At 61.1% G+C, this 25,775-nt stretch carries 25 protein-coding genes and 1 pseudogene; 14 read left to right on the forward strand and 12 right to left on the reverse strand.

Annotated features, from left to right (window positions below):
- The first annotated feature begins 24 nt into the window (after positions 1 to 24).
- Both HP062_RS30615 and HP062_RS30620 read left to right on the forward strand, forming a co-directional pair.
- On the forward strand, positions 25 to 1,443 hold the full coding sequence (locus HP062_RS30615) for an aminotransferase (RefSeq protein WP_172792506.1): 1,419 nt from the start codon (positions 25 to 27) through the stop codon (positions 1,441 to 1,443).
- A gap of 53 nt (positions 1,444 to 1,496) precedes the next feature.
- Positions 1,497 to 2,333 (forward strand): LuxR C-terminal-related transcriptional regulator, encoded by an 837-nt coding sequence (locus HP062_RS30620; protein WP_010458507.1) that lies wholly within the window; start codon positions 1,497 to 1,499, stop codon positions 2,331 to 2,333.
- A gap of 73 nt (positions 2,334 to 2,406) precedes the next feature.
- Here HP062_RS30620 and HP062_RS30625 read toward each other — a convergent pair whose 3' ends face one another.
- On the reverse strand, positions 2,407 to 2,619 hold the full coding sequence (locus tag HP062_RS30625; protein ID WP_172792507.1) for a hypothetical protein: 213 nt from the start codon (positions 2,617 to 2,619) through the stop codon (positions 2,407 to 2,409).
- Between the two features lie 179 nt (positions 2,620 to 2,798).
- Here HP062_RS30625 and HP062_RS30630 point away from each other — a divergent pair, with 179 nt between their 5' ends.
- The 5 genes from HP062_RS30630 to HP062_RS30650 all read left to right on the forward strand — a co-directional run bounded on the left by HP062_RS30630 (position 2,799) and on the right by HP062_RS30650 (position 8,428).
- Positions 2,799 to 3,359: a hypothetical protein gene (locus HP062_RS30630; protein WP_172792508.1), complete on the forward strand. Its 561-nt coding sequence runs from the start codon at positions 2,799 to 2,801 to the stop codon at positions 3,357 to 3,359.
- Between the two features lie 412 nt (positions 3,360 to 3,771).
- Entirely contained in the window at positions 3,772 to 4,134 is a 363-nt protein-coding gene (locus HP062_RS30635) for a DUF6124 family protein (RefSeq protein WP_172792509.1), read from the forward strand.
- A gap of 246 nt (positions 4,135 to 4,380) precedes the next feature.
- The gene (locus HP062_RS30640; protein ID WP_010458519.1) at positions 4,381 to 4,881 is read left to right on the forward strand and encodes a sigma-70 family RNA polymerase sigma factor; all 501 of its coding nucleotides are present in this window, start codon (positions 4,381 to 4,383) and stop codon (positions 4,879 to 4,881) included.
- Between the two features lie 40 nt (positions 4,882 to 4,921).
- Positions 4,922 to 5,896: a FecR family protein gene (locus HP062_RS30645; RefSeq protein WP_172792510.1), complete on the forward strand. Its 975-nt coding sequence runs from the start codon at positions 4,922 to 4,924 to the stop codon at positions 5,894 to 5,896.
- Between the two features lie 108 nt (positions 5,897 to 6,004).
- Positions 6,005 to 8,428, forward strand: a complete 2,424-nt coding sequence (locus HP062_RS30650) for a TonB-dependent receptor (protein WP_172792511.1) — start codon at positions 6,005 to 6,007, stop codon at positions 8,426 to 8,428.
- Positions 8,429 to 8,514: 86 nt separating this feature from the next.
- Here HP062_RS30650 and HP062_RS30655 read toward each other — a convergent pair whose 3' ends face one another.
- From HP062_RS30655 to HP062_RS30670, 4 genes are all read right to left on the reverse strand, one after another.
- Entirely contained in the window at positions 8,515 to 9,666 is a 1,152-nt protein-coding gene (locus HP062_RS30655; RefSeq protein ID WP_172792512.1) for an MFS transporter, read from the reverse strand.
- 235 nt (positions 9,667 to 9,901) lie between these two features.
- A complete protein-coding gene (locus HP062_RS30660) occupies positions 9,902 to 10,558 on the reverse strand; it encodes a carboxymuconolactone decarboxylase family protein (protein ID WP_010458529.1) in 657 nt (218 codons plus the stop codon).
- A 33-nt stretch (positions 10,559 to 10,591) separates the two neighbouring features.
- A complete protein-coding gene (locus HP062_RS30665; protein WP_010458531.1) occupies positions 10,592 to 11,101 on the reverse strand; it encodes a carbohydrate-binding module family 20 domain-containing protein in 510 nt (169 codons plus the stop codon).
- A gap of 112 nt (positions 11,102 to 11,213) precedes the next feature.
- Positions 11,214 to 11,492, reverse strand: coding sequence for a hypothetical protein (locus HP062_RS30670; protein ID WP_010458533.1), 279 nt, complete (start codon positions 11,490 to 11,492; stop codon positions 11,214 to 11,216).
- 91 nt (positions 11,493 to 11,583) lie between these two features.
- Here HP062_RS30670 and HP062_RS30675 point away from each other — a divergent pair, with 91 nt between their 5' ends.
- Positions 11,584 to 12,363 (forward strand): helix-turn-helix domain-containing protein, encoded by a 780-nt coding sequence (locus tag HP062_RS30675; RefSeq protein ID WP_172792513.1) that lies wholly within the window; start codon positions 11,584 to 11,586, stop codon positions 12,361 to 12,363.
- A 46-nt stretch (positions 12,364 to 12,409) separates the two neighbouring features.
- Positions 12,410 to 13,402, forward strand: a complete 993-nt coding sequence (locus tag HP062_RS30680) for a diaminopimelate epimerase (RefSeq protein ID WP_172792514.1) — start codon at positions 12,410 to 12,412, stop codon at positions 13,400 to 13,402.
- A gap of 111 nt (positions 13,403 to 13,513) precedes the next feature.
- Here the strand turns inward: HP062_RS30680 and codA are convergent, their stop codons facing one another.
- From codA to HP062_RS30705, 5 genes are all read right to left on the reverse strand, one after another.
- Positions 13,514 to 14,758, reverse strand: coding sequence for a cytosine deaminase (codA, locus tag HP062_RS30685; protein ID WP_010458540.1), 1,245 nt, complete (start codon positions 14,756 to 14,758; stop codon positions 13,514 to 13,516).
- Positions 14,759 to 14,771: 13 nt separating this feature from the next.
- Positions 14,772 to 16,043 (reverse strand): cytosine permease, encoded by a 1,272-nt coding sequence (gene codB / locus HP062_RS30690; RefSeq protein ID WP_010458543.1) that lies wholly within the window; start codon positions 16,041 to 16,043, stop codon positions 14,772 to 14,774.
- A 248-nt stretch (positions 16,044 to 16,291) separates the two neighbouring features.
- Positions 16,292 to 17,125, reverse strand: a complete 834-nt coding sequence (locus HP062_RS30695) for an alpha/beta fold hydrolase (RefSeq protein ID WP_145308972.1) — start codon at positions 17,123 to 17,125, stop codon at positions 16,292 to 16,294.
- A 216-nt stretch (positions 17,126 to 17,341) separates the two neighbouring features.
- Positions 17,342 to 17,698, reverse strand: a complete 357-nt coding sequence (gene queD / locus HP062_RS30700) for a 6-carboxytetrahydropterin synthase QueD (protein ID WP_008152165.1) — start codon at positions 17,696 to 17,698, stop codon at positions 17,342 to 17,344.
- Positions 17,699 to 17,782: 84 nt separating this feature from the next.
- Positions 17,783 to 18,862, reverse strand: a complete 1,080-nt coding sequence (locus HP062_RS30705; protein WP_172792515.1) for a patatin-like phospholipase family protein — start codon at positions 18,860 to 18,862, stop codon at positions 17,783 to 17,785.
- A gap of 271 nt (positions 18,863 to 19,133) precedes the next feature.
- Between HP062_RS30705 and HP062_RS30710 the strand changes: the two genes are divergently transcribed.
- From HP062_RS30710 to HP062_RS30725, 4 genes are read left to right on the forward strand one after another with little or no spacing between them, the layout of a single operon-like run.
- Positions 19,134 to 19,442: a PepSY domain-containing protein gene (locus tag HP062_RS30710; RefSeq protein ID WP_010458554.1), complete on the forward strand. Its 309-nt coding sequence runs from the start codon at positions 19,134 to 19,136 to the stop codon at positions 19,440 to 19,442.
- On the forward strand, positions 19,442 to 19,747 hold the full coding sequence (locus tag HP062_RS30715) for a PepSY domain-containing protein (protein WP_010458557.1): 306 nt from the start codon (positions 19,442 to 19,444) through the stop codon (positions 19,745 to 19,747). The genes HP062_RS30710 and HP062_RS30715 overlap by 1 nt, the downstream gene beginning before the upstream one ends.
- A gap of 3 nt (positions 19,748 to 19,750) precedes the next feature.
- Complete coding sequence (locus HP062_RS30720) at positions 19,751 to 20,419, forward strand: response regulator transcription factor (RefSeq protein WP_010458558.1); 669 nt, start codon at positions 19,751 to 19,753, stop codon at positions 20,417 to 20,419.
- Positions 20,416 to 21,729 (forward strand): sensor histidine kinase, encoded by a 1,314-nt coding sequence (locus HP062_RS30725; RefSeq protein WP_172792516.1) that lies wholly within the window; start codon positions 20,416 to 20,418, stop codon positions 21,727 to 21,729. Before HP062_RS30720 ends, HP062_RS30725 begins: the two co-directional genes overlap by 4 nt.
- Before the next feature lie 127 nt (positions 21,730 to 21,856).
- Here HP062_RS30725 and HP062_RS31610 read toward each other — a convergent pair whose 3' ends face one another.
- Positions 21,857 to 22,612, reverse strand: a complete 756-nt coding sequence (locus HP062_RS31610) for a methyl-accepting chemotaxis protein (protein ID WP_370654464.1) — start codon at positions 22,610 to 22,612, stop codon at positions 21,857 to 21,859.
- 150 nt (positions 22,613 to 22,762) lie between these two features.
- Positions 22,763 to 24,004, reverse strand: a pseudogene (locus HP062_RS31615) (chemotaxis protein); the annotation flags it as partial.
- 406 nt (positions 24,005 to 24,410) lie between these two features.
- Here HP062_RS31615 and HP062_RS30735 point away from each other — a divergent pair.
- Entirely contained in the window at positions 24,411 to 25,727 is a 1,317-nt protein-coding gene (locus tag HP062_RS30735) for a Na+/H+ antiporter family protein (protein ID WP_162179694.1), read from the forward strand.
- The last annotated feature ends 48 nt before the right edge of the window (positions 25,728 to 25,775 follow it).

Here is a 25,775-nt window from a genome sequence, read left to right on the forward strand (position 1 = left end):
CCCCCTTTGGTTTGAGGTTTGTGTATGGCTACTCCAACTCAGAAAATGCTGTCGAGCGTTGATAACGCCCATTTGCTCAAAGCTGATAAAGCCCACTACATGCACGGCTATCACATGTTCGACGAACACGCCGAACAGGGTGCGCTGAACATTGTGGCCGGTGACGGCGCTTATATTTACGACACCCAGGGCAACCGCTTTCTCGATGCGGTGGGCGGCATGTGGTGCACGAACATTGGGTTGGGCCGAGAGGAAATGGCGCTGGCGATTGCCGACCAGGTCCGGCAACTGGCGTACTCGAACCCGTTTTCCGACATGTCGAATAACGTCGCCATCCAGTTATGCGAGAAACTCGCCAGCCTTGCCCCCGGTGACCTCGATCACGTGTTCCTGACCACCGGCGGATCCACTGCCGTGGACACCGCTTACCGGTTGATTCAGTACTATCAGAACTGCCGTGGCAAACCGGAAAAGAAGCACGTCATCGCCCGTTTCAACGCGTATCACGGCTCGACCACACTGACCATGTCGATCGGCAACAAGGCCGCCGACCGTGTGCCGGAATTCGATTACGCCAACGACAAGATTCACCACGTCTCCAACCCAAATCCTTACCGGGCGCCGGATGGCATGGACGAGACGCAGTTTCTCGAGTTTCTGATCAAGGAGTTCGAAAACAAGATCCTGTCCATCGGCGCAGACAAGGTCGCGGGCTTTTTTGCCGAGCCGATCATGGGCTCCGGCGGCGTGATCATTCCGCCCAAGGGTTACCTGAAACGCATGTGGGAAGTCTGCCAGCGCTACGACATTCTGTTTGTCGCCGACGAGGTGGTGACGTCGTTCGGGCGCCTGGGCAAGTTCTTCGCCTCGTATGAGGTGTTCGATGTTCAGCCGGACATCATCACCACGGCCAAGGGGCTGACGTCGGCTTACTTGCCGTTGGGCGCGTGCATTTTTTCCGACCGTATCTGGAAAGTGATTGCCGAGCCCGGCAAGGGCCGTTGCTTCACCCACGGCTTCACCTACAGCGGCCACCCGGTCTGCTGCACGGCGGCACTGAAAAACATCGAGATCATCGAGCGCGAACACCTGCTGGAGCATGTCGACGTGGTCGGCGCGTATCTGGAACAGCGTCTGGCCACACTCAGCGACTTGCCGCTGGTGGGCGATGTGCGCTGCCAGAAGTTCATGGCCTGCGTGGAGTTCGTGGCCGATAAACGCACCAAGGCGTTGTTCGCCGACGAGATCAACATCGGCGAGATGATTCACTCCAGGGCGCAGGCCCGGGGGCTGCTGGTGCGGCCGATCATGCACCTCAATGTCATGTCGCCGCCGCTGATCCTGTCGTGCGCTCAAGTGGATGAAATCGTCGAGACCCTGCGGGTGTGCATTCTTGAAGTGGCGGGCGAACTTGAGCAGAACGGCCTGTATTTCGGGCAATGAGTTCGTCGAATCCGCGGTTATCAGGTGCCGGTTCACCCGCTAGACTGCGGGGCATGAGCAAACCAAACGATGACACATTGATCGCCTTGCCCTTCGGCGCCTTGCATAAATGGCACGGCGAAATGCGCCAGGCCTTCGCCCATATCGATGAGCCCGACGCGCTGAGCTTTTTGGCGTCGGCCTTCGGGCATCTGGTGGCAATCGAATCGGTGATGATCAGCCTGGAACACAAGGACCGCCCGCCACAATTGTTGTATCAGCGGGGCATCCCGGAAAAATACCGGGAGTCGATCATCGACCGCTATTTTTCCGGGGGCTACCTGCTCGACCCGTTTTGCCTGGCGGTGGAGCAGGGGCTGGCGCAAGGGTTTTATCACCTGGAGGACATTGCCCCGGACAACTTCTTCGACAGTGAGTACTACAAGACTTACTACTTGAAGGCCGGGAGTTCGGAAGACAGTTTTTACATTGTCGATACCGGCCATGACACCCAGGTGTCGGTGAGCCTGTTTCAAGGCTTCGGCGGGGAAAGTCTGCGGCTTGAACAGCTGAACCTGCTGCGGGCGGTGGAGCCGCTGGTACGCGAATTCATCAGCGAGTTCAGCCGCCGGGGCTTGCAGCTCAGCGCCGTCAATGAGGGCGTGCGTGACGATCTCAAACAACGTGTGCAGTCTGCCTTCGAGCAGTTCGGCTGCGACTTGCTGACCGAGCGCGAGCGGGAAGTGGCGCACATGGTGCTGCGGGGGCACTCCGTGAAATCCACGGCCAGCCAGATGAGCATCTCGCCGGAGACGGTGCGCATGCACCGCAAGAACCTTTATCTGAAGTTGAACATCGGTTCACAGTCGGAATTGTTTGCGCTGTTTATCGAGTGGCTGCGCAAGCACTGATCCAACCGCCAGCCGCTCCCACAAGGCATCACCATAGAAGTCGGTATGAGCAATTAACCGGGTCTTCGAACCACTACGGATCTGACTTTTTATCGACCCGGGGAGCCAAGGGGCTATCCAGCACCCAATGCATTTTCTGAAAGGCTTTGCGCTCGCGCGCGACCGCAGCGTCCCATTCATCCCCGAACGCCTTCCCCGAGCGGACCAGCTCCATGACGGCCGCCGTTGCGACGGTCAGTTCGAGGCGGGCCTGGCGCAGGTCTTCGTTGAACTTCTCAATCGTCATCCATGCACTCTGAAAGTCGTCGCAGCCGTTTGTATGGCCGGGAAGCAGATTTTTTCGGCCAGATTTGAGGGTCGATTGGTCGCAAGTCATAGAGGTTCAACTAGAATTTTAGACGTCGGAAGGCAGGTTGCAGCCGCGCTCAAACAACAAAAACAGTGCAAAACAAGGGGCACCCAACCTTGAAAATTTCAGCCCTCTGCGCTACCGGGAGCCTGTTGGTTTCGACTGCGGTGTCTGCCACCGGGGTTATTCCTGTCCTCGACCTGGACTTCACACGACCAGCTGTCGAGACCCTGAAAAAAATCGGCATCAATGACGCGTGTATTATTGCCGCCTCCAATCCTGCAGCGTTCACCTACTGCCGGGAAGGGTCATCAACGCTCTGGAAATATCAGGCGCTGGATCTGGAACAACAGGCGTCGATCCTTAGAGGCGAACAGCGACCCTCCACGGATTTCGGGCGAATCACGGTCGTGGAAGTTGACAGCGCCGCTTGCCTGGAAGACACCCCTGCGCCTTTGATCAAGCCGGCTATTACTCGCGGGTTGGCCTTGGGCGTGATCTTGCTGTTTTTGTTGATCGGCTTTCGATACACCTACCGGGCGATCATGCCCCACCGCGATGACCACGCAGTGCTGTCGGACGCGTCCTTGCAACGATTGACCGGATACTTGCCGGCAAAGGCGCTGGGAGCGTTTGGTATTGCCGCTGCCGTGGCGCTGGTTTATTGCTTCTGGTGACATCACCGGTAACAGCGTTCGTCCGACAACTCGATCAACTGTGGGAGTGAGTCTGCTGCCTGTTTGGAGTACATGTTTAAAGGCGTTTAAGGTTACTTCCTGAAAGCTACAGCGCCTTGCGCCATTGCCTACGACTACGCCAGAATCCGCCGTCTTGTGCGCTTTGGACCCCCTCGGTAACTTGGTCCCCGTCACTGATACCCAGTGATCGGGTTTAGTAGCCCGAAGGTTTGAAGGCTGCACAAGCGTCTGTCAGACAGGTGTTCCAATGCCTGTCCCTGATGGTGGCTGTGCGCAGGGCGCCCTCGGGCGCGCCGGCTTTGCCTTCTTTCCCCGGTCTACTAACCTGCGTACAGCCGCCACCCCTTGTATTAGTAGCGAGGTGTGGCTGCCCATTAAGGAAGAAAGGCATATGTGCAAAGTGACTCCAAACCCGCCAGACACTGATCCGGCATCCCCCTACGAATCACTCGATTCAAAGAAGCTCCACGAAGCCGCCGAACGCGCCCTCGACCATTACCTCAACCCCGCCGCCCTCAAAATCCTGGTCATTCGAAAACCGAGCACCATGTTCATGATTGCACCGGACATCAAAGACGAAGACCTGCTGGCGCACACCTGCGAATCACTGGCCTCGGCCAGCGTCATGACTGCTGATTTCGCGGCGTACCTGGAAGGCCCGCATCGGCATACGGCGCTGGGGATCCAGCAGATCATCATGCAAGCGGAACTGGCGGTGAACCGGATGATGGATAACGTCGACGTGCCGAAGTAAGCACCGCCCCTGTGGCGAGGGAGCTTGCTCCCGCTTGAGTGCGCAGCACTCACAAGATTTGCATGCATTGCGAAAATCTTGGGGCTGCTGCGCAACCCAGCGGGAGCAAGCTCCCTCGCCACAAAATCAATTCTGATTTGAAATGCTCCTTTGGGTGACTAACGGCAAACCTGGCGATGTGGAATCCATTGCTTCCCATTAATAGGAAGCATTACTATTCACGCCCCGTCTCCACAGCACACTGCAATGACCCCCAAGTTGCCCCGCAGACACGGCTTTTTCGAGCATTACGAAGAGTTGGTTGGCACCTGGACCCGTCGCCTGAGAAATCGTCAGCAGGCCGAGGACCTGGCGCACGACACCTTCGTGCGGGTGCTTGAGTCCGATTCGTCGGCGGTGGAACAACCTCGGGCCTATTTGCACCAGACCGCGCGCAATATCGCGGTGGATGGTTATCGGCGTGAGGACCGGCGGGGCGCCATGGAGTCGGAGGCGGTTGATCACAGTGGGTCGTCGTCCGGTGACCCGGAGCATTTCATGCAGGCGATCCAGTTGGCTGATTCCATCGAACGGGCGCTCTGCGAGCTGCCGGTTAACTGCCGAAAAGTCTTTGTCTGGCAGAAGATCGAAGGCCTGACCCAGGCGGAAATCGCCGAACGCCTGGGTCTGTCCAAGAACATGGTGGAAAAGTATATGATCCGCACCTTGCGGCATCTGCGCGACCGCCTCGACGGACTGCACCCATGATCGGCCGCGCTTTCTCATCCCCAGCCAAACAGGAACTTCCATGATGGATACTCGTGATTGTGCGTGCGGGCAAACAACGGTGCGCGACGATGCGGTGCGCTGGTTTGTGCGTTTGCAGGAACCGGCCGTGGACGTCGAAGCGTATCGGCGTTTCGAAGCCTGGCTGGCTGAACATCCCCAACATCGCGACGAATTCCAGGTGCTGCAGGGCTTGTGGACGGCCGCCGATCTGCTGCCCGCCAAGCGTCTGCAAGCCCTGTGCGAAACGCCGCCGGCACGTCGCAAGCGTCAGCCGCTGGTGCGTTATGCGGTGGCGGCCAGTGTGCTGGCCGTGGCGCTCGGCTTGGGGTTGTTCAGCGGGTTGAATCACCCGACGACCTACACGGCCGACTATTCCACTGCCTTGGGCGAGCGTCGTCATGTGGCGTTGCCCGACGGTTCGGTGATCGACCTGAACAGTCGCAGCCGCGTTCTGGTGCGTTATGAAAAGGACCGTCGCGGCATCGAACTGATGGAGGGCGAGGCCCTGTTCAGCGTCGAGCATGACAGCCGCCGGCCCTTCGTGGTCGAGGCGGGTAGCGGCAAGGTGACGGTCACCGGCACGCGTTTCGATGTGCGCCGCGAACTGACCGAAACCCGGGTGGCGGTGGAGCAGGGCACGGTCAAGGTTCAGGGGCAGGGACCTGATGTGATCAGCCTCACCGCCGGCCTCGGTACTCGTGTCGATGCCAAAGGCGTGGTTGCCGCCGCTTATGCGGTCAATCCGGCGGAACTGACCGCGTGGCGCAGCGGCAAACTGGTGTTCAACAACGCCAGCCTTGCCGATGTCGCCGCAGAAGTCTCGCGCTACCGCGAGAAGCCACTGACGGTCGGCAACGACAAAGTGGGCAATCTGCGCCTGACCAGCGTGTTCAAAGCCGACAACACCGACGCGCTGATCAAGGCCTTGCCGAGCATTCTGCCGGTGGCCGTGCGGACCCTCGATGACGGCAGTCAGGAAATAATTTCCAATTAATTTCCAAACCAATTCAGGTTTTTTTTGAGTTCTTCGTCTTCTTGTCCAACTGCAACTGGTTTGCATTAACAGCCGCACACTCTTGCGATCTACAGGACAATGTTCGACGTGAAGAAAACCACCGCTAAAAACAATAAGTCACCTTGGCTGCGGCTTGCGCTCGCGCTGGCCGTCAGTGCCGCGCTTCCCCAGGCATTTGCCGCCGACGGCATTCATATTCCCGCGCAACCGTTGGGCCAGGCCTTGAGTGAGCTGGGTCAGCAAACGTCGTTGCAGGTTTTCTTCAGTCCTGAGCTGGTGGCCGGCAAACAGGCCCCCGCCGTCGACGGCGATCTCTCGCCGGAACAGGCCTTGCGCCAATTGCTGCAAGGCAGCGGCCTGCAATACCAGATCGATCAAGGCTCGGTGACCCTGATGCCGGCGCCGACTTCAGCAACGGCCGGCCCGATCGAGCTGGGCATGACCGACATCAAAGTGGTCGGCGACTGGCTCGGCGATGCCGACGCGGCGGTGGTGCAGAACCATCCCGGCGCACGTACCGTGATCCGCCGCGAAGCGATGGTCGAGCAGGGTGCCATGAACGTCGGCGACGTATTGAAGCGCGTGCCCGGCGTGCAAGTGCAGGACGCCAACGGCACCGGCGGCAGCGACATTTCCCTGAACGTCGGCGTGCGCGGCCTGACCTCGCGCCTGTCGCCACGCTCCACCGTGCTGATCGACGGCATACCGGCAGCCTTCGCGCCCTACGGCCAGCCGCAACTGTCCATGGCACCGATTTCCTCCGGCAACCTCGACAGCATCGACGTGGTGCGCGGCGCCGGTTCCGTGCGGTATGGACCGCAGAACGTCGGTGGCGTGATCAACTTCGTGACGCGCGCGATCCCGGAAAAAGCCACCGGCGAAATCGGCACCACCCTGGAAACGTCCCAGCACGGCGGCTGGAAGCACATCGACACCGCATTCCTCGGCGGCACCGCCGACAATGGCATCGGCATGGCGCTGTTGTATTCCGGCGTGAACGGCAACGGTTACCGCGAGCGCAACAACGGCAATGACATCGACGACGTGATGCTCAAGACGCACTGGGCGCCCACCGATGTCGACGATTTCAGCCTCAACTTTCACTACTACGACGCCAGCGCCGACATGCCCGGCGGCCTGACCCAGGCACAGTACGACGCCAATCCGTTTCAGTCCGACCGCAATAACGACAACTTCAGCGGGCGCCGCAAGGATGTCTCGTTCAAGTGGACGCGGCAGCTCGATGATCGCACTCAGGCCGAAGTGCTGACGTACTACACCGACAGCTTCCGTGGCAGCAATATTGCGGCTCGCAATCAGCAAACCCTGGGCTCGTTCCCGCGCACGTATTACACCTTCGGTATAGAACCGCGGGTGTCCCGTGTGTTTGACGTCGGCCCGACCACCCAGGAAGTCAGTGTCGGTTATCGCTACCTCAAGGAGGGCATGCACGAGCAGGCGAGCCGCCTGGCGCTGGTCAACAACGAGCCAGTGATTCGTCCTGGTTCGGACGGCCATGTGTACCAGGATCGTACCGGCGGCACTGAAGCCAACTCGGTGTACGTCGACAACAAGATCGACGTCGGTAACTGGACGATTACGCCCGGCATCCGCTTCGAACACATCAGCACCGACTGGCACGACCGCGCCGTGCTCGACACCGCCGGCAGACGTGTACCGGAGAAAAACCGCAGCATCGAAAGCAACGAGCCACTGCCTGCCCTGAGCGTGATGTATCACTTGTCGGAGGAGTGGAAGCTGTTCGCCAACTACGAAACCTCGTTCGGCAGTCTGCAGTATTTCCAGCTGGGTCAGGGTGGCACGGGGGATGAACCCGCCAATGGCCTGGAGCCAGAAAAGGCCAAGACTTATGAAGTCGGCACGCGCTACAACAATGAGGTGTGGGGCGGCGAGTTGACGGCGTTCTACATCGACTTCGATAAAGAGTTGCAATACATCAGCAATGACGCGGGCTGGACCAACCTCGGCGCGACCACGCACCAGGGCATCGAGGCGTCGGTGCACTACAACATGGCGGCACTGGACCCACGGCTCGACGGCCTGACCGCCAACGCCGGGTTCACCTACACCCGAGCCGTGTATGAAGGTGAAATTCCAGGCTTCAAGGGCCGTGACCTGCCGTTCTATTCGCGCCAGGTGGCGACCGCCGGCCTGCGTTACGACATCAACCGCTGGACCTACAACCTCGACGCGTTTGCCCAGTCCAAGCAGCGCTCACCGGGTGTTGCGGTGAACGCCGACGGCAGCTTCACCAACAACTACATCACCGAAGGCTCCGCCGATGGTCAGTACGGCGACATTCCGGGCTACGTAACCTGGAACGTGCGCGGTGGGTATGACTTCGGCGCGCAGTTGTCGAATCTGAAGGTCGGGGCCGGGGTAAAAAACATCTTCGACAAGCAGTACTTCACCCGCTCCAGCGACAACAACTCGGGGATGTACGTCGGTGCGCCGCGCACGTTCTTTGTGCAGGCCAGCGTCGGGTTCTGATAGCCCGAGTCGCCTTCATTCGCGGGCAAGCCTCGCTCCTACAGGGACCACCGAACCTGTAGGAGCGAGGCTTGCCCGCGAAGCTTTCAAACCTTCAACACTTTCCCGCCAATGGCTACCGCCACCAGCAACACCGCCATCAACCCGAAGGCAAAACTCAAGCTGCTGCCATGGGCGATAAAGCCGATCACTGCCGGGCCCGCGAGAATTCCTGCGTAGCCCAATGTGGTAATGGCCGGCACTGCAATGTGCTCAGGCATGACCGTCTGTTTCCCGACCGCGGTGTACAGCACCGGCACGATGTTCGAGCAGCCCGCACCCAATAACGCATACCCGACCAGTGCCGCCTCCCAGGCCGGCGCAAACGTCGCCAATGCCAAACCCGCCGCCGCCATCAGGCCGCCGAACACCATCACCCGCGTCGCGCCCAGATGCCGGACAATCCGGTCCCCGGTCAGCCGTCCGGCGGTCATGGTCAGCGCAAACGCCGCGTAACCGAGCCCCGCATACGCCGTGTCAATCCCGCGTTCCTGCGCCAGGAACACCGCGCTCCAGTCGAGCGCCGCGCCTTCGGCCAGGAACACGATGAAACACATGCCGCCAATAAACAGCACGATGCCATGGGGCACGGCAAAGGCCGGTCCCGAGCTTTCGCTGCCGTAAGGCAACAGGTGCGGCGCGGCTTTGAGCAAGGCCAGCACCAGAACCACGATCACCACCGCCATCGCCCCCAACGGCGACAGACCCAAGCCGAGCAGGGCGCTGACACCCGCCGCGCCGACAATCCCGCCGAGGCTGAACATCCCGTGAAACCCCGACATCATGTTCTTGCCGCTGGCCCGCTCGACGATCACCGCTTGCAGGTTCACCGTCGAGTCCACCGTGCCCAGGCCCGCGCCGAACATGAACAGCGTGGCGATCAATGCCGGTATTGACGACACGGTGGCCAGCAACGGCAACGCCGCGCAAATCAACAACGTCCCCCCGGTTGCCACCCGACGGCAGCCGAAACGCGTGGCGAGCAGGCCAGCTATCGGCATCGCCAGAATCGAGCCCACACCCAGGCACAACAGCAACAACCCGAGCGTCCCTTCGTCGAGCCCGGCCCGTGCCTTGGCATACGGCACCAGCGGCGCCCAGGCGGCGATGCCAAGACCGGCAATGAAAAAGGCGATGCGGGTGGACATCTGCTCCAGGCGTCCGGGAACAAATGAGGCTTGGGTATTGAGGCTGGTCATATCGATCCTTGGCAAAAAAACGTCGCACTCCCAAAGGGACAGTGACTGACCCATAGGGTTCGGTCAGCGTCCACAGCGGTTTGCGGTCAGGCAGGGCGACATCCTTGCATAGCCTGACCCTCTGTCGCGAGCGCAGGCCGCGAGTTAATCGCCTGTGCAGGCGACAACGTATGGATTCTGAAGGTTTGCAGCGGTATTTTCCGACGCACTGGCTGTGGTCACGAACGGTTGTCGATCAACGAGCAATAAAACGTGTCACCGAGACGATCTGCGTTCCTTGCACTTGAATGTGCAAGAGCGCGGCAGGAAGGGAGGGCTCGTCGTCGAAACATTCAACAATGACGGTGCCGGCCGTTGTCGCCTGGATCGAAAGGCGTAGCGAGCGGCGTAACAGGCGTTTGATCGCAGCACTCAGGGGGACGGCTGATTTGCCATTGCGTACTTGCTCACAAAACGCCAGCGCTACCTCGCGCGGTGTGGGGGGAGGCGGCGAAACAATTGCGGCTTCGTCAAACAGTCGATTGAGCTGATCGGCCGCAGCCACCGCTCTCGGAAAACCGGCGAAGGCTGAAGCCTGCAGCAATATTCCCGTCAGTTCTGCCGGTGCGAGCCCCGAGGCCAGCCCCGTCTTGAAATGCACACTCAACGGTGGCCCGACCATGCCCGCCGCGACAATCGCAGCAAACGACACCGCTTCACGCAGACGAGGATCCAAGTCAGAACGGTCATGCAAATAACCGTAAACAACACCCACCGCCAGTTCGCCCAGGGCCGGGACCGTTCTGAACAGTGCGCCCAGGCGAGTTGCGCCGTCAGGAACCAGATCGATGAAGGATTTCCGGCCCTCGCTGTATAGCGTTTCCATGGGAGAGATCGGGTATCGGCTGCTCATGTCGTGCCCTCTTTTCAGACCTGCAACGCCAATCTAGAAGGTGCCTCTTGTCTCGCTCTCGGTGCCGCTGGTGAAGCTGACGTTTGGTTCTGGCTGCCAACGCACGGCGTGCGACGCGTCGTTATTGCGCTCGATGCATTTCCACAGGATGTCTTGATCCGCCGGCACATCAATCGAACCGTTCCATTGGTTCTGTGCAGGCCTGTGGGCCAATGCCACGGCATGACGAGGATCCCAGGCCCCCAGTTCCAGCGATGAGCCCACGGCATAATCGTCGCGCAGCGTGATGAATTCGGCGTTGAAGGTTTCGAACACGCGCGGGTTGTCGGTCTTTAGATCGGCGTTGCCATCGCGGAAGGTGTCGCCCTTAGCGCAGGCGCCACAATCATGGCGGCATTCGCTCCGGCCTCTGAGGAACAGCGGTTCATTGCGATTGTTTTCGGCCATGGGGTTGGGTACGACGTCGTAGACCAATTTAACGCCTGCAGTTACTCCGCCGAGTACCAGGGCAATGAGCAGGGACACTAGGGAAGCCCGTTTCATGACCTTCCTCCGAACGTGCATCAGGAGCTTCACTCTGGCCCGGGGGCGAAGGCTTGTCTGCTGTCATAACTGACAGATCTGGCAGACTTGTTCGCAATAAGTGTCGAGGGATTTATAACTGAGTGACTGGAGGAACGCCCGGCTCTTGCTCACACAACGCCCGAACCAGTGGGTCGCGCACCTGCATCAGTTCGAACAGGCCCAGGGCACGTAGCGCCGGCAACGCCTGGAGAATGTCTTGCGTGGCGGCCGTGCGTTGATCCTCCGGTGTCTGGGGATCGATCAGCATCCGGGCATTGATCAGAAAGGCCCCGACCGTGCCTTTGCGCACGACAGTTCCATTGAATTGGCTTTGGTTCAGATCGTCGGGAAGCAGGTCTTCGGCGCGCATGGTTGAGACTCCGGTGAATGAGTGCCCAGACTAATCCGTTGCTCATGGCTAAACTGCGCTATCCGGGTCATTCGATAACGTGAAACTGCCAATGGCTGAACCGCTGATATCTATTGAACAGGCGCAATCCAACGCAGGGCCGCTGGTGATTGCCTCGGTCCTGGACAGTCCCATTGAGCGCACCAGCGCTCCCCACCGGCATGCGCGCGGGCAACTGTTGGGCGCGCGGCGCGGGCTGTTGACGGTGGAGGCGGCAGATCATCACTGGGTGGTGCCGGCGACCCATGCGGTGTGGATTCCACCCGACTGTGTGCATGGCTTGCGCTCCCACGGCCCCTTCCATGGCTGGAGTGTCTACGTGGTCGCGCCGGCCTGTGTCGTATTGCCCGGACAACCCTGCATCATTGCGACTTCGGGTTTGCTTCGTGAGGCCGTCGACCGGGCGGCGACCTGGAGCGAGGGACCGCTGGATCAGCGACAGGAGCGGATCGCTCAATTGATTGTGGATGAGGTCGCCGCGCTGCCCGCCGAGCCCTTCGGTCTGAAGCTGCCGCTCGACCCGCGTCTGCGGCGGATCAGTCAGGCGCTGGCCGACGACCTCGCCGACAACCGTTCGCTCACCGAGTGGGCGCAATGGGCCGGTTTGTCCGCCCGGACCCTGGCCCGGCGCTTCGTCGATGAAACAGGCTTCAGCTTCAGCCAATGGCGCCAGCGCGCACGCTTGCTGCGAGCGCTGGAGTTACTCGCCGCCGACGTACCGGTGACCACCATCGCCCTGGAACTGGGCTACGACAATGTCAGCGCGTTCATTGCGATGTTCCGGCGAACGTTTGGCGTGACGCCGGGGCGGTATTTCATCGCAGGCCGTTGACGCCTACAGTACGGGCTCTTTTCAAGCTGACTTTCAGGACCGATCCATGACGCCGTTCTACGATGCTCGAGGCAATATCTACGCGGTGCTGACGCCCGACGAGGTGCGCGGTCGCGGTATCGATTTGCCGGACCACGCTCGCGACGCCGCGCAGATCCGCGAGCACTGGGCATCGGCCGCTATCGAGGCATTCTGCAGTTGGGCGCCCGGTTCACAGCCATCGGGCAGCAAAGACCATCGCTGCGACGGGCTGCTGGTGGGGCCGTTTCAATCCTCGCCGCCCTTTGATCTGTTGATCGTCAATACCGACGGCACCCTGGCCGAGCGCAGTGGCAATGGGCTGACGATTTTTTCCCAGGCGCTCAGCGAGCAAGGATTGATGCCCGAGGAGCAGGCGTGCCTGCTGCGGGTTCATCACGACAAGCGCGATGCGGTTTCACCGGTGGAAACCACTGTGGACGCCGCTGAGGTCGACGGTGTTCAAGGGTTCTGGCTGGATTTGGGCAAGCCTTCGTTCGGGCCGCAAGCGGTGGGTGCGCGCGAGGCTGAACGCGTGACGCTGAACGAGCGCGAAGTCAGCCATGTGCAGCCGTTGTCGGCGCTTGATCCTGCCTGGAACCGCAGCCAGTTTGTGCGCATCGGCAATCCCCATTGCGTGACGCTGCTGACGAATGCCGACGCGTTGCCCAGCAATGAGCAGATGCGAGAATCGCCCTTGGCTCAAGGCTTGATGCGTATCGCCTATGCCGCGCCGACCGGGGCTGGGCATCCGTGTCCGGCGGGGGTGAATTTGCAATGGGCGATGCTTGAGTCAGAGGGGCGAGTGGTGGCGCGGGTGTTTGAGCGCGGGGAAGGGCCGACGGCGTCGTCGGGCACCAGCGCCAGTGCGGTGGCGTGTGCGGCGTGGCGGGTGGGTTGGGTGACGGCGGGTGAAGTGAAAGTCGTCATGCCGGGCGGCACGGCGCCGGTTTTGTTGGAAGAGTCGGAGGGGAAATTGAGTCGGGTCAGGCTGTTTGGCACGGCGCGGTTGATGGGTTGATTATTAGATAGCCATCGCGAGCAGGCTCACTCCCACAGGGGTTTTGTGATCGGCTCGCCCCCCTGTGGGAGCGAGCCTGCTCGCGAAGAGGCCCGCCCAGTCAGCGAAATTTCAGAGCTGACCCGCCCATTCCACCACCGGCATCGTCCGCTTCATCAACACCTTGCCGTCGCGTACCGAATACAACGGCAACCCCTGGCTGCGAATCACCTCGTAGTCACTGTCCGCCGACAGAATCAGCAAATTCGCCGGCCGTCCGGCCTCCAGCCCATAACGGTCCCCAAGGTTCATGGCCTTGGCGCTGTTGTCGGTGACCAGGTCCAGCGCACTTTGCAGGTTGCGATACCCCAGCATGTGGCAGATATGCAGCCCCGCTTCCAGCACCCGCAGAATGTTGCCGTTGCCCAGCGGATACCACGGGTCAACGATCGAATCCTGGCCGAAGCACACGTTCATCCCCGCTTCCAGCAACTCATTGACCCGGGTCACGCCGCGGCGTTTCGGGAAGGTGTCGAAGCGCCCTTGCAGGTGAATGCTTTCGGTGGGGCAGGAGACGAAACTGATCCCCGAATGCCCGAGCAGACGGAAGAGTTTGGCGCAGTACGCGTTGTCGTAAGAGCCCATGGCCGTGGTGTGGCTGGCGGTCACCCGCGAACCCATGCCACGGCTGCGGGCTTCTTCGGCCAGCACTTCCAGAAAGCGTGAATGCGGGTCGTCGGTTTCGTCACAATGCACGTCCACCAGGCAGCCGGTGCGCTCGGCGAGGTCCATCAGAAACTTCACTGAGCTGACGCCCTGATCGCGGGTGTATTCAAAATGCGGAATGCCCCCCACCACATCGGCGCCCATACGAATCGCTTCTTCCATCAGCTCCCGGCCGTTGCGGTAGGACTCGATGCCTTCCTGCGGGAACGCGACGATTTGCAGGTCGATCAGGTGCCGGCTTTCCTCGCGCACTTCAAGCATTGCCTTGAGTGCGGTCAGTTGCGGGTCGGTGACATCGACGTGAGTGCGCACATGCTGGATGCCGTGGGCGGCGAGGGTCTGGATGGTTTTCTTGGCGCGGGCCTTGGTGTCTTCCTCGGTGATGGTGACCTTGCGTTCGCCCCAGCACTCGATGCCCTCGAACAGCGTGCCACTCATGTTCCAGCGTGGCTCGCCAGCGGTGAGGGTGGCGTCGAGGTGAATGTGCGGCTCGACAAAGGGCGGCACCACCAGGTTGCCGCCGGCGTCGAGGTCGTCGGGCCCCAGGGTGGGGGCTTCGGTCTGACGGGCGATGGTGCGGATCAGGCCGTTTTCCAGGTGCAACTCATGCAGGCCTTCTTGGTTGCGCAGGCGGGCGTTGATGATGTGCATCAGGCGAATCCTTTTATAGATCTTGTAAGGGAGCTTCAGCGGCACGGGCACCCAGTACGCTGGTCAATAGCACATACGTTAGCGCGGCAGCGGCAATCCCTACCAGTGGCGCGATCCAGGGCGAGCTGAATGCGGCGACGGTGCCGACGGCATAGGCGGTCAAACCGGGCCAGTTGAACGCCGGCAATCGAGCATCGGCCAGACGAGGATATTGACCACGATAGCGGTAGAAGAAATCCGCCATGATCACGCCGCCTATCGGCGGAATCACCGTGCCCAGCAGAATCAGATACGGCACCAGCATGTCGTACATGCCCAGCAGCGCGAGCAAGGTGCCGATCACCGCGCCGGCCAGGGTCACGGTTTTGCGGCGGCCGGTGCGCAACAGGTTGCAGCCGGCGACGGCGAAGTTGTAGATGGTGTTGTCCTGGGTGCTCCAGATGTTGAGCAGCAACATGGCCATCGCGGCCATGGCGAAACCTTGCAACAGCAGCACTTCGACCACGTCCGGTTGCTGGTAGACGATGGCCCCGTAGGCCCCGATCAACACCATCAGGCCGTTGCCGATAAAGAAGCCGATCAGGCTCGCCAGCACAGCGACCCGGGCGGAACGGGAGAAGCGCGTCCAGTTGGTCGCCTGGGTGGCGCCGCTGACAAAGGTGCCAAAGACCAAAGTAATCGCGGTCGACCAGTCAAGCGTTCCCGTCGGAACCACCGCGAGCAGCCCATCGAGCCCGCCGACCTTCACCGTGGCGACCCACATCGACAGCATCAGCAGCAACATCATGGCGGGCACCGCGATGTACGAGAGGATTTCCAGCCCGCGATAACCGACATACGCGGTGGCGCAAAACGCCAGGCCGAACAGCACCATCAGACCCAACACCGTGCCCTCGCTCAGTTCGAAATATTTGCCCAGCACCACGGCGGCTGTGGCCGTGCCCCAGGCGTACCAGCCGATCTGGGTGAAGCCGAGGATCAAGTCGCTGAGCTTGCTGCCGACCTCGCCGAAGCAAAAACGCCCCATCAGCACCGAATTCAGGCCGCTCTTGAAGGCGATGTAACCCAGGCTTGCGGCGTAGATGCCCAGCAGCAGATTGCCGACGATAATCACCGCCATCATCTCGCCAAAACTGAACGCCACGCCAAGCTTGCCGCCGGCGAACATGGTGGCGGTGAAGAAGGTGAATCCCAGCAGCACCATGGCGGTGGAGGCGAGGCCTTTGCGGGCATGCATCGGTACTTCGCTGAGAGGGTAGTCGTTGCCCGGATCTTTTTGCGTCATGTGGCGTTCCTTGCTGAATGGGTGACGCGGGAGGGGTTGCAGTGGTCGTGCCAATGGCTGGATATGCAGTTACTTATAGTCGAGGCGGAGAGTTTGGCGCGGGAGGGGCACAAATGCGGTGCACCTGAAGGAATATAGAGCCCATGTAGGAGCGAGCCTGCTCGCGAATGCGGTGTGTCAGGCAATGTAGATGTCGACTGATACACCGCATTCGCGAGCAGGCTCGCTCCCACAGGGATTCGGTTTCTTCAGGAGGGCTGGATTAAGGGCAGGAACCGCAGTAAAGCCGCGACGATGGCCTCGGGCGCATCCTCCTGAACCAGGTGCCCGGCATTGGGAACCGCATGAAATTGCGACCCGGCGATCATCTGATGCAGTGCCCGTCCACGCTCGATGGGAATCCACTGATCCTCCTCGCCCCACAGAATCTGCACCGGGCAACGCACCGTTGGGTACAACACCTCAGCCTCGCGGGTGTAACGCTCGTCCATCTGCGCAATCTGCCGATAGAACGCCGCTTGCCCGGGATCGCCCAGCCACGGTTGTACATACGGGTCGAGCTCTTCATCGGGGATGTCGCGCTTGATCGCCCCGCGAATATATGCCGGCACAATCGCCTGTTGAATGTAATCGGGCAGTCCGCTGAACGCCGCTTCATGCTGGCGTACATGCTGCACGAACGGCGAACCCCAGGGCGTCAACGCCACCGGATCAATCAATGTCAGGCTGCGGTAATCCTTGCCGTTGAGCAGGTGCGTGCGCAGCGCGGTGGCACCGCCAAAGTCGTGGGCGACCACGTCCGGCCGCGCCAGGCCCCAGTGATCGAGCAAGCTCGCCAACAGGTCGTTCTGCACCCCCAGCGATACGTCGCCGGTGATTTTCTCGGATTGCCCATAACCCAGCAGGTCGAAGTAATGCACCCGGTGGGTGGTGATGAAATGTGGAGCGATGCGGTGCCACACGTAAGACGAAAAGGGCGTGCCGTGCACAAACACCAGTGGCGGGCCGTCGCCGCGCACGGCGTAGCGAACGGAATGCCCGTTGAAGCGATAGGTCTGAGCCAGCGGCCAGTCAGTCCTCATGGGGATGTCCTCTTGGCATGTTCGAGCCAAAAAGCATAGGCATAAAAAAACAGCCAATGAAGGCTGTTTTTTGTATCACTGACGAAACGCATTGCCCCTTGTGGGAGCGAGCCTGCTCGCGATAGCGTCGGCACACATGGCAGCAATGCGACTGACAGGGCGCTATCGCGAGCAGGCTCGCTCCCACAGGGGAATTGAGTTGTCTTTTAGAGGGGGTTACTCGCCGTGATAGATGCAGCCGCTGGTGCACGTCTCGTGGATACGGATCGCGCTGAGTTCCGGCAGCAGGGGCTTGAGTTCCTTCCAGATGAACTTGGCCAGCACTTCGCTGGTCGGGTTTTCCAGGCCGGGAATATCGTTCAGGTAGTTGTGGTCGAGGCGCTCGTACAACGGCTTGAAAATCGCCTTGATTTCCGAGAAGTCGCGGATCCAGCCGGTGTGCGGATCGAGGTCGCCGCTCAAGTGGATCGCCACTTTGAACGAGTGGCCGTGCAGACGGCCGCATTTGTGGCCTTCCGGTACGTGAGGCAGGCGGTGGGCGGATTCGAACGTAAACTCTTTGAAGATTTCCACAGTGATTTCAGCTCTGTCAGGTGGCGATCGCCGCGGCGATGTGGGCAGGCGGCGAGTTTACCAGAGCGCCGGGCAAAACACTGACTAAAGGGTCAGCAAGCGCTCGCCGAGGCGACCATTGGCGGCCAGTTCGAGAAACTCGTCGCCCAGGCGACGGCTTTCGTCCATCCTCGCACGCCAGTATTTCTGCCGGCTCGGGGCATCGCCCATGAAGCGCTTGAAGTCGTTGCGGTCCGGCAGTTTGCCGTAGGGCAGGCGCGCCAGGTAGTCCTTCGATGGCGCCAGCAGCAGGACATCCTGCAACCGCGCCGGGCAGGCTCGGCGCCACGGCAGGGTCTTGTCGAACCAGCCGGGAATGACCCGGTCGGTGAAATGCGGATAGAGCACGATGTCGTTGCCGCTGTAGGGCAGGTCGAGGTGATAGTCGAGCAGGCCGCCATCGCGAAACGTCCCCGCGCCTGCGCCCGGCAGGTCACGCACGCCTTCCATCACCATCGGGATCGAGCCCGACGCAAGCAGCGCCTGACGCAGGTTGCCGGCATTCAGCGCGACGAAGCGTGACGGGAAGTCGTTGAGTGCATGGACCGGCGGCGCCAGGCGCGGGTCATGGATGATCAGCCGTTCGAAATGCCGCGACAGCCGTGCGCGCCCCCGCAGGTTGTCGGCGATCACCGACGACAGGCCCAGCCCGAGACGGCCGCGATGATCATCCGCGAGCAAGCCGTGGCTTTTGACCACCATGATGTTCAGGCGGTAGTGGGCGTTGTCCAGAATCGACGCATCGCGACCGTCGAGCAGTTCATCGAGCATGCGCCGGGAGCTCTGGCTGATCTGTGCCATGGTCACGCCCTTGTCGAAGTTCTGCTCGGTGTAGAGGTGACCGAGGCGCCGGATGCCTTCGGCGGCGTCCGGCAGACAGGCGCTGGCGAAGCGCCAGGAGCCCACCGACGCTCCGATCAACGCACGCTCGCGCGGTGCGGCCGGCAGCCATTCGCCAAACAACGCCAGGTCCACACCTTGAATCCCCAACGCTTTCGGCCCCCCGGCGGCCCCCGGCAACGTGCCGACATCGGCGGCGCTCAAACCGTTTTCACGGATGCGTGCCAAGGCCCTCGGGCCGGCCTTGAGGGTCAGGGAAGGGAACTTGATGTGGATGGCGGTCATACCGGTCTCAATGTCGGGCAAGCGGGGGATTATAAACAGCTCAGGCAACGCCACCAATCCACACTGTGGGCGTGAGCCTGTTCGCGATTGCGGTCTGTCAGGCAATAAAGATGTCGACTGACATGACGCTATCGCGAGCAGGCTCGCGCCCACAGGGTCGGTGTTCGCCCAGGGTTTATGGGGTGCTCCAATGATGGCAATTCAGTTTCAGTTAAGTTCAGCCCGCTAAGGTGCTCCTCGTAGGCAACACATAAAAAATACGGAGACACCCATGAAAACCCTGACTGCCCTGTTCACCGCGTCCATCCTTACCCTGACCGCCAGCCTCGCCCACGCCCGTGATTTAGGCCCCGATGAAGCCCTGCGATTGCGCGACGCTGGTACCATTGTGTCTTTCGAGAAGCTCAACGCCACCGCTCTGGCCAAACATCCCGGTGCCAAAATCACCGAAACCGAGCTGGAAGAAGAGTACGGCAAGTACATCTACCAGGTTGAGCTGCGCGACCCACAGGGCATTGAGTGGGATCTGGAATTAGACGCTGTCAGCGGCCAGGTTCTCAAGGATCATCAGGATACGTAATGAAGGTGTGTTCATTTTCACGCATGGCGCTGGTGCTGCTGGCGTTCTGCTCGGTCGTCATGGCCCGCGACCTCGATCAGGACGAAGCCCTGCGCTTGCGCCAGCAAGGCGTGATCCTGCCGCTTGAGCAATTGTTAAAACAGGCGTTGGACCGCTACCCCGGCTCCAAACTGCTGGAAGCCGAGCTTGAAGAAAAACACGACGTCTACATTTACGAAGTCGAGTTGCTGACCACCGAAGGGGTGGTTCGTGAACTGGACCTCGACGCCACCACTGGCCAGTTACTGAAAGACAAGGAAGATTGATCGATGCGTTTGCTTCTGGTGGAAGACCACGTGCCGCTGGCCGACGAATTGATGGCCGGCCTCAACCGGCAGGGGTATGCCGTGGACTGGCTGGCCGATGGCCGCGACGCGGTGTATCAGGGCAGCAGCGAGCCGTATGACCTGATCATCCTCGACCTGGGCCTGCCGGGTTTGCCGGGGCTTGAGGTGCTGGCGCAATGGCGGGCCGGTGGTCTGGTCACGCCGGTGCTGATCCTCACGGCACGCGGTTCCTGGGCCGAGCGCATCGAAGGCCTCAAGGCCGGTGCCGACGATTACCTGACCAAACCGTTCCACCCCGAAGAGCTGCACCTGCGGGTCCAGGCGTTATTGCGGCGCTCCCACGGTCAGGCCAACCAGCCGACGCTCAAATCGGCGGGGCTGCACCTGGATGAAGGTCGTCAGTGCGTCACGCGTGACGGTGCCGATATCCAGCTGACGGCCTCCGAGTTTCGCCTGCTGCGCTATTTCATGCTGCACCCCGAGCAGATCCTTTCCAAAAGCCACCTCGCCGAACACCTCTACGACGGTGAAACCGAGCGCGATTCCAACGTGCTCGAAGTCCACGTCAACCATCTGCGGCGCAAGCTTGGGAAAAGTGTGATCGAAACCCGTCGCGGCCAGGGTTACCTGTTCGGCGGACAAGCCCAGTGAGGTCGATTCAGCGCCGCTTGAGTCTGGGGCTGATCAGCGTGATGGTGGTCGTCGGCCTGGTGCTGGCGCAAACCAGCCTGTGGTTGTTCGAAAAGGGGCTGCAGCGCTACCTCGAAGACGGTTTGCGCAACGACAGTGAAAACCTGCTGGTGGCGCTGGTGCGCGGGCCGGCCGGGTTGCAACTGGATGAGCGGCACCTGTCGCCGGCCTATCAACGGCCGTTTTCCGGGCACTACTTCCGTATCGATTTCGCCGACAAGCATTGGCGTTCCCGCTCGTTGTGGGATCAGGAACTGCCGCCACTCGACCATCCCGGCCTGCACAGCAACCTGCAACTGGGGCCGGAAGGTCAGCAATTGCTGGTGCTGCGTTCGGACTATCGCCGGCTCGGGCAATCGATTTCGATCAGTGTGGCGCAGGACTACACGCCCGTGCGCGAGAGTTTTCGGCGCATGCAACAAGTCGGCCTGGGCCTCGGGCTGGCGGGGTTGCTGCTGATTCTGCTGCTGCAACGGATTACCGTGCGCCGCGCCTTGCGCCCACTGGAAAAGGCCCGTGAGCAAATCGCCCAGTTGCAGCAGGGCCAGCGCTCGCAACTCGATGACCAGGTGCCGGTGGAACTGGAGCCGCTGGTGGCGCAGATCAACCATTTGCTGGCTCACACCGAAGACAGCCTTAAACGTTCACGCAATGCCCTGGGCAACCTTGGGCATGCGTTGAAAACGCCGTTGGCGGTGTTGCTGAGCGTAGCTTCCAGCGAGAAGCTCGACGCTTATCCCGAACTGCGCAAACTCCTCAAGGCGCAGCTGGAACAGGTCCAGCAGCGGCTCAGTCGCGAACTCAATCGCGCCCGCTTGTCCGGCGATGCGTTGCCGGGAGCGCTGTTTGATTGCGATGGGGAACTGCCGGGGTTGTTGGCGACGTTGAACATGATTCACGGCGAACACCTGAACCTGAGCTACCGCGCACCAACCGGTCTGCAGCTGCCGTGGGATCGCGAGGATTTGCTCGAACTGCTAGGCAATCTCTTGGATAACGCCTGCAAATGGGCGGACGCCGAGGTTCGGTTGAGCGTGGTCGATACGGCGCAAGGGTTTGAATTAAGCGTGGAAGATGATGGGCCGGGGATTCCCGAGGCGCAGCGCGATCAGGTGCTGAACCGGGGGACACGGCTGGATGAACAGACGGATGGGCATGGGTTGGGGCTTGGGATTGTGCGCGACATCGTCGACACGTGGGGCGCGGTGATGCGGTTGGAGGAAAGCGAGTGGGGCGGCCTGAAAGTGCTGATCAAACTCCCCAAACGCTGAGTATCCCTGTAGGAGCGAGCCTGCTCGCGATAGCGGTGTGTCAGTCGACATCTCTGTTGGCTGACAAACCGCAATCGCGAGCAGGCTCGCTCCCACATTTTGATCTTCAGTGGACGCGATAACGGCGTTAAACGCGAAACTGATCCATCAGACTCTGCTGCTGATTTGCCAGGCTATTGAGTGACTGACTCACCCGCGCCGATTCATTCGCCTGTCCCGACAGCGACTCCGTCACATCGCGAATCGTCGCCACGTTGCTGTTGATCTCCTCGGCCACCGCGCTCTGCTCTTCGGCCGCAGACGCAATCTGCAGGTTCATGTCGCTGATCACCGTCACCGCCTCGCCGATCTGGCGCAGCGCTGTCACCGCTTGGCCCACCTGCTCGACGCTGCCTTGCGCCTGGCGATGGCTGTTGTTCATCGAGCCAACCACGTCCTGCGTGCCGCACTGCAATTGCTCGATCACGACGCGGGTTTCTTCAACCGACTCCTGGGTGCGTCGCGCCAGGTTGCGCACTTCATCGGCGACCACCGCAAAACCTCGTCCGGCCTCACCGGCGCGGGCCGCTTCGATCGCGGCGTTGAGGGCCAGCAGATTGGTCTGTTCGGCAATGGCGCGAATCACTTCCAGCACCGAACCGATTTTCTCGCTATTGGCCGCCAGGCCTTCCACTTGCACCATGGCCGCGCTCATGTCGGCGGCGAGGTTGCCGATGCTGGTGGTGGTCTGGTCGATGACGGTCAGGCCCCGGCGAGTCGCTTGGTCGGCATCCTTCGCGGCCTGGGCGGCTTGCGCGGCACTGCGGGCGACGTCCTGGGCGGTGGCGCTCATTTCGTGGGAGGCGGTGGCGACCTGATCGACCTGACGGTATTGCTGCTCCATGCCGGCGCTGGTCTGCGTGGCGATGGCGGAGGATTGATCCGCGGTGCTGCGGGCGTCCTGCACCGAGCGTTTCACTTCGGCGATGATCGGTTGCAGCTTGTCGAGGAAGCGGTTGAACCAGCCAGCCAACTGGCCCAGTTCGTCCTGCTTGTCGTAAGCCAGGCGTCGGGTCAGGTCGCCTTCGCCGCTGGCGATGTCTTCGAGCATGTGCGCCACGCCGAGGATCGGTCTGGTCACGCTGCGCGCCATCAGCCACACCAGCAGCAAGCCAATCAGCGCGGCCAGTACACCGAGGCCGAGCTCAATCAGGGTGCCAATGCGGTTGCTGTCATCGAGTTGGTTTTTCAGGGTTTCGGCGGGGCCGACCAGGACTTTTTCCGGCACGTCGAGCAACACGCCCCAGGATTTCCCGCCGGGAATCGGCTGGAACGGCGACAGCACTTTCAGTTGCTGGTTGCTGTGCAGGCTTTCGGTGGTGCTGCTGGCCGCGAGCATGCGAATCAGCTCGGTGCCGTCGGACGTGTCCACGGTGTCCAGGCGCTGGCTGAGTTTGCTGGCGTCCGCGCTGTAACCGGCGAGTAAGCCGACCGGGCTGATGATGCTGACGCGGGTCTGGCCGTCGTAGAGCTTTTTGCTCGCGCCCTGACTCATGGCCTGCAAGCTGTTGAGGTTGATGTCCACCGACAGCGAAGCGATGACTTTGCCGTTGACCATCAGCGGGAACACGATGCTGGTCATCAGCACCTGCTGGCCGTCGATCACATAGAAATACGGTTCGATCACGCACGGCTTGAGCGTTGTGCGCGGGCAGGTGAACCAGGCGTTGGCCGGCTCGCCGCTGGGACCGGCCTTGGTGTCGGCCATGTCGCTTTCCGGCAGCGCCATGGAGGTCACTTTGCCAGGCACAGGTTGCGACCAATACAGGGCAAAACGGCCCTTGTCGTTGCTGCCCAGTTCAGCCTGGCCAGCGAACAGATCGTCCTTGCCGTCCAGCGCGTTGGCTTCGAACACCAGGGACAGGCCGAGCAAATCCGGGTTGGCTTGCAGCGCCGACTTGACCTGGCGGGTCAGGTCTTCACGCAGGTCGAAGGCGTCCAGAAAACGCTTTTCCGCCTGGTCGCGCAGGAACAGCACCTGGCGCGAAAAGCCGTGGCCGTATTGATAGGCGTCCATGAACTGCTGACGAATCACCAGCGCCTGGTTTTCCCCCTGGGATTCGATCCGGGCCTGAGCGGCTTCGGTGAGCATCTCCATGCTCGAGGCTTTCACCATCTCGGAGCTGTGCTCCATGCGATACAGCGAAAGACCCACCAGCAGGGTCACGATGCCGGCCAGGCAAAGCCCGGCCAGCAGGGTGATTTTCCATTGGATGGAAAGTTGTCTGAGCGACATGGAGAGACGTCCTTATTCGATATTTATCTGAGACTTTGCACTGTAACGGCCACGATTCAGCTTTCTTTATGCCGGCATCCGAATAAGGCTCGCCGCTGATTTTGTGGCGAGAACGCTTACCTGTGGCGAGGGAGCTTGCTCCCGTTGGGTTGCGAAGCGACCCCTGGCATTCCGTCAGCCACTACGCATCGGCAGGTTTTACGCCTGCTGCGCAGTCGAACGGGAGCAAGCTCCCTCGCCACAGGTATTTCGTGGCCCGTTACATACAGGTCGGCCCATGCGCTTTGACACCGGGCCGACTCTGCGGCACAGTGCGCGCCCTCTAATAAAACCCATTCCTTGATCTGCTGGCGGCGCTTCGCAGACTGCCGGCTGAGCTCATTTCGCTTGCCCTGAGGTAACGATGATTAATGCTGTAATTGCCGCGGTCGGCGTCATGTTGGTCCTTAGCCTGTCCCGCGTGCACGTAGTGATCGCGCTGATTGTCGGCGCCCTGGTGGGGGGGCTGACCGGTGGCCTGGGCATCGATGCCACCCTGAAAGCCTTTAATAGCGGCCTCGGCGGCGGGGCGACGGTGGCGTTGTCCTACGCCTTGCTCGGTGCGTTCGCCGTGGCGATTGCCAAGTCCGGCCTGGCCCATGCCCTGGCGGACAAGGCCCTGCTGATGGTGGATCGCCAACACGCCAGCGGTGGCGGCCAGGTCAAGTGGCTGCTGATCGGCTTGCTGTGGGTGGTGGCCATCGCTTCGCAGAACATTCTGCCGATACATATCGCCTTTATTCCGCTGCTGGTGCCGCCGCTTCTATATGTGCTGACCAAGTTGCAACTGGATCGCCGCTTGATCGCCTGCGTCATGACCTTCGGCCTGATCACGCCGTACATGTTCCTGCCGGTGGGCTTCGGCAACATCTTTCTGAATGAGATCCTGCTGGCCAACGTTGCGCGCAGCGGCGTCGATATCAGCGGCATCAACGTCACCCATGCCATGGGCATTCCGGCGTTGGGCATGGTCGTCGGCCTCGCGGTGGCGTTTATCAGCTATCGCAAGAAGCGCGTCTACGACCTGGAAAAGATCGAGAAAGTCGAGCAAGTCGCGGTGGAGTACAACCCGCTGAGCCTGATCGTCGCCGGTGTGGCCATCGCGGCGGCGTTCATCATTCAGCTGCTGCTGGACTCGATGATCATTGGTGCGCTGGCGGGTTTCCTGATCTTTTCGGTGTCGGGCATTGTGAAGTGGCGCGACACTGACGACCTGTTCACCGAAGGCATGAAAATGATGGCGATGATCGGTTTCATCATGATCGCCGCCTCGGGTTTCGCCGAAGTGATGAAAGCCACCGGTCAGGTGCAGACGCTGGTGCAAACGTCGGCGTCGTGGATCGGGCACAGCAAAGGCGTCGGCGCGCTGTTGATGTTGCTGGTCGGCCTGCTGGTGACCATGGGCATCGGCTCGTCGTTTTCCACCGTGCCGATCCTGGCGGCGATCTTCGTGCCGTTGTGCGTGCAGTTGGGTTTCAGCCCGATCGCGATCGTGTGCATCGTCGGCACGGCCGGTGCGTTGGGTGACGCCGGTTCGCCGGCCTCGGACTCGACGCTGGGCCCGACCTCCGGTCTGAACATTGATGGCCAGCATCACCACATCTGGGACACCGTGGTCCCGACCTTCCTGCATTACAACCTGCCGCTGCTGGCGTTCGGCTGGGTGGCCGCGATGGTCCTCTGATTTCACTTCCGTAGGAGCCAGCGGTGCGGCGCCCCTACTTGCCGCACC

This window comes from Pseudomonas sp. B14-6, assembly GCF_013260315.1.
GTDB lineage: Bacteria > Pseudomonadota > Gammaproteobacteria > Pseudomonadales > Pseudomonadaceae > Aquipseudomonas > Aquipseudomonas mandelii.

Coding starts and splice junctions, on each gene's coding strand:
- HP062_RS30615 (WP_172792506.1), top strand. CDS start 25: ATGGCTACTCCAACTCAGAAAATGCTGTCGAGCGTTGATAACGCCCAT.
- HP062_RS30620 (WP_010458507.1), top strand. CDS start 1,497: ATGAGCAAACCAAACGATGACACATTGATCGCCTTGCCCTTCGGCGCC.
- HP062_RS30625 (WP_172792507.1), bottom strand. CDS start 2,619: ATGACGATTGAGAAGTTCAACGAAGACCTGCGCCAGGCCCGCCTCGAA.
- HP062_RS30635 (WP_172792509.1), top strand. CDS start 3,772: ATGTGCAAAGTGACTCCAAACCCGCCAGACACTGATCCGGCATCCCCC.
- HP062_RS30640 (WP_010458519.1), top strand. CDS start 4,381: ATGACCCCCAAGTTGCCCCGCAGACACGGCTTTTTCGAGCATTACGAA.
- HP062_RS30645 (WP_172792510.1), top strand. CDS start 4,922: ATGATGGATACTCGTGATTGTGCGTGCGGGCAAACAACGGTGCGCGAC.
- HP062_RS30655 (WP_172792512.1), bottom strand. CDS start 9,666: ATGACCAGCCTCAATACCCAAGCCTCATTTGTTCCCGGACGCCTGGAG.
- HP062_RS30660 (WP_010458529.1), bottom strand. CDS start 10,558: ATGAGCAGCCGATACCCGATCTCTCCCATGGAAACGCTATACAGCGAG.
- HP062_RS30665 (WP_010458531.1), bottom strand. CDS start 11,101: ATGAAACGGGCTTCCCTAGTGTCCCTGCTCATTGCCCTGGTACTCGGC.
- HP062_RS30670 (WP_010458533.1), bottom strand. CDS start 11,492: ATGCGCGCCGAAGACCTGCTTCCCGACGATCTGAACCAAAGCCAATTC.
- HP062_RS30675 (WP_172792513.1), top strand. CDS start 11,584: ATGGCTGAACCGCTGATATCTATTGAACAGGCGCAATCCAACGCAGGG.
- HP062_RS30680 (WP_172792514.1), top strand. CDS start 12,410: ATGACGCCGTTCTACGATGCTCGAGGCAATATCTACGCGGTGCTGACG.
- codA (WP_010458540.1), bottom strand. CDS start 14,758: ATGCACATCATCAACGCCCGCCTGCGCAACCAAGAAGGCCTGCATGAG.
- codB (WP_010458543.1), bottom strand. CDS start 16,043: ATGACGCAAAAAGATCCGGGCAACGACTACCCTCTCAGCGAAGTACCG.
- HP062_RS30695 (WP_145308972.1), bottom strand. CDS start 17,125: ATGAGGACTGACTGGCCGCTGGCTCAGACCTATCGCTTCAACGGGCAT.
- HP062_RS30705 (WP_172792515.1), bottom strand. CDS start 18,862: ATGACCGCCATCCACATCAAGTTCCCTTCCCTGACCCTCAAGGCCGGC.
- HP062_RS30710 (WP_010458554.1), top strand. CDS start 19,134: ATGAAAACCCTGACTGCCCTGTTCACCGCGTCCATCCTTACCCTGACC.
- HP062_RS30715 (WP_010458557.1), top strand. CDS start 19,442: ATGAAGGTGTGTTCATTTTCACGCATGGCGCTGGTGCTGCTGGCGTTC.
- HP062_RS30720 (WP_010458558.1), top strand. CDS start 19,751: ATGCGTTTGCTTCTGGTGGAAGACCACGTGCCGCTGGCCGACGAATTG.
- HP062_RS31610 (WP_370654464.1), bottom strand. CDS start 22,612: ATGGAGCAGCAATACCGTCAGGTCGATCAGGTCGCCACCGCCTCCCAC.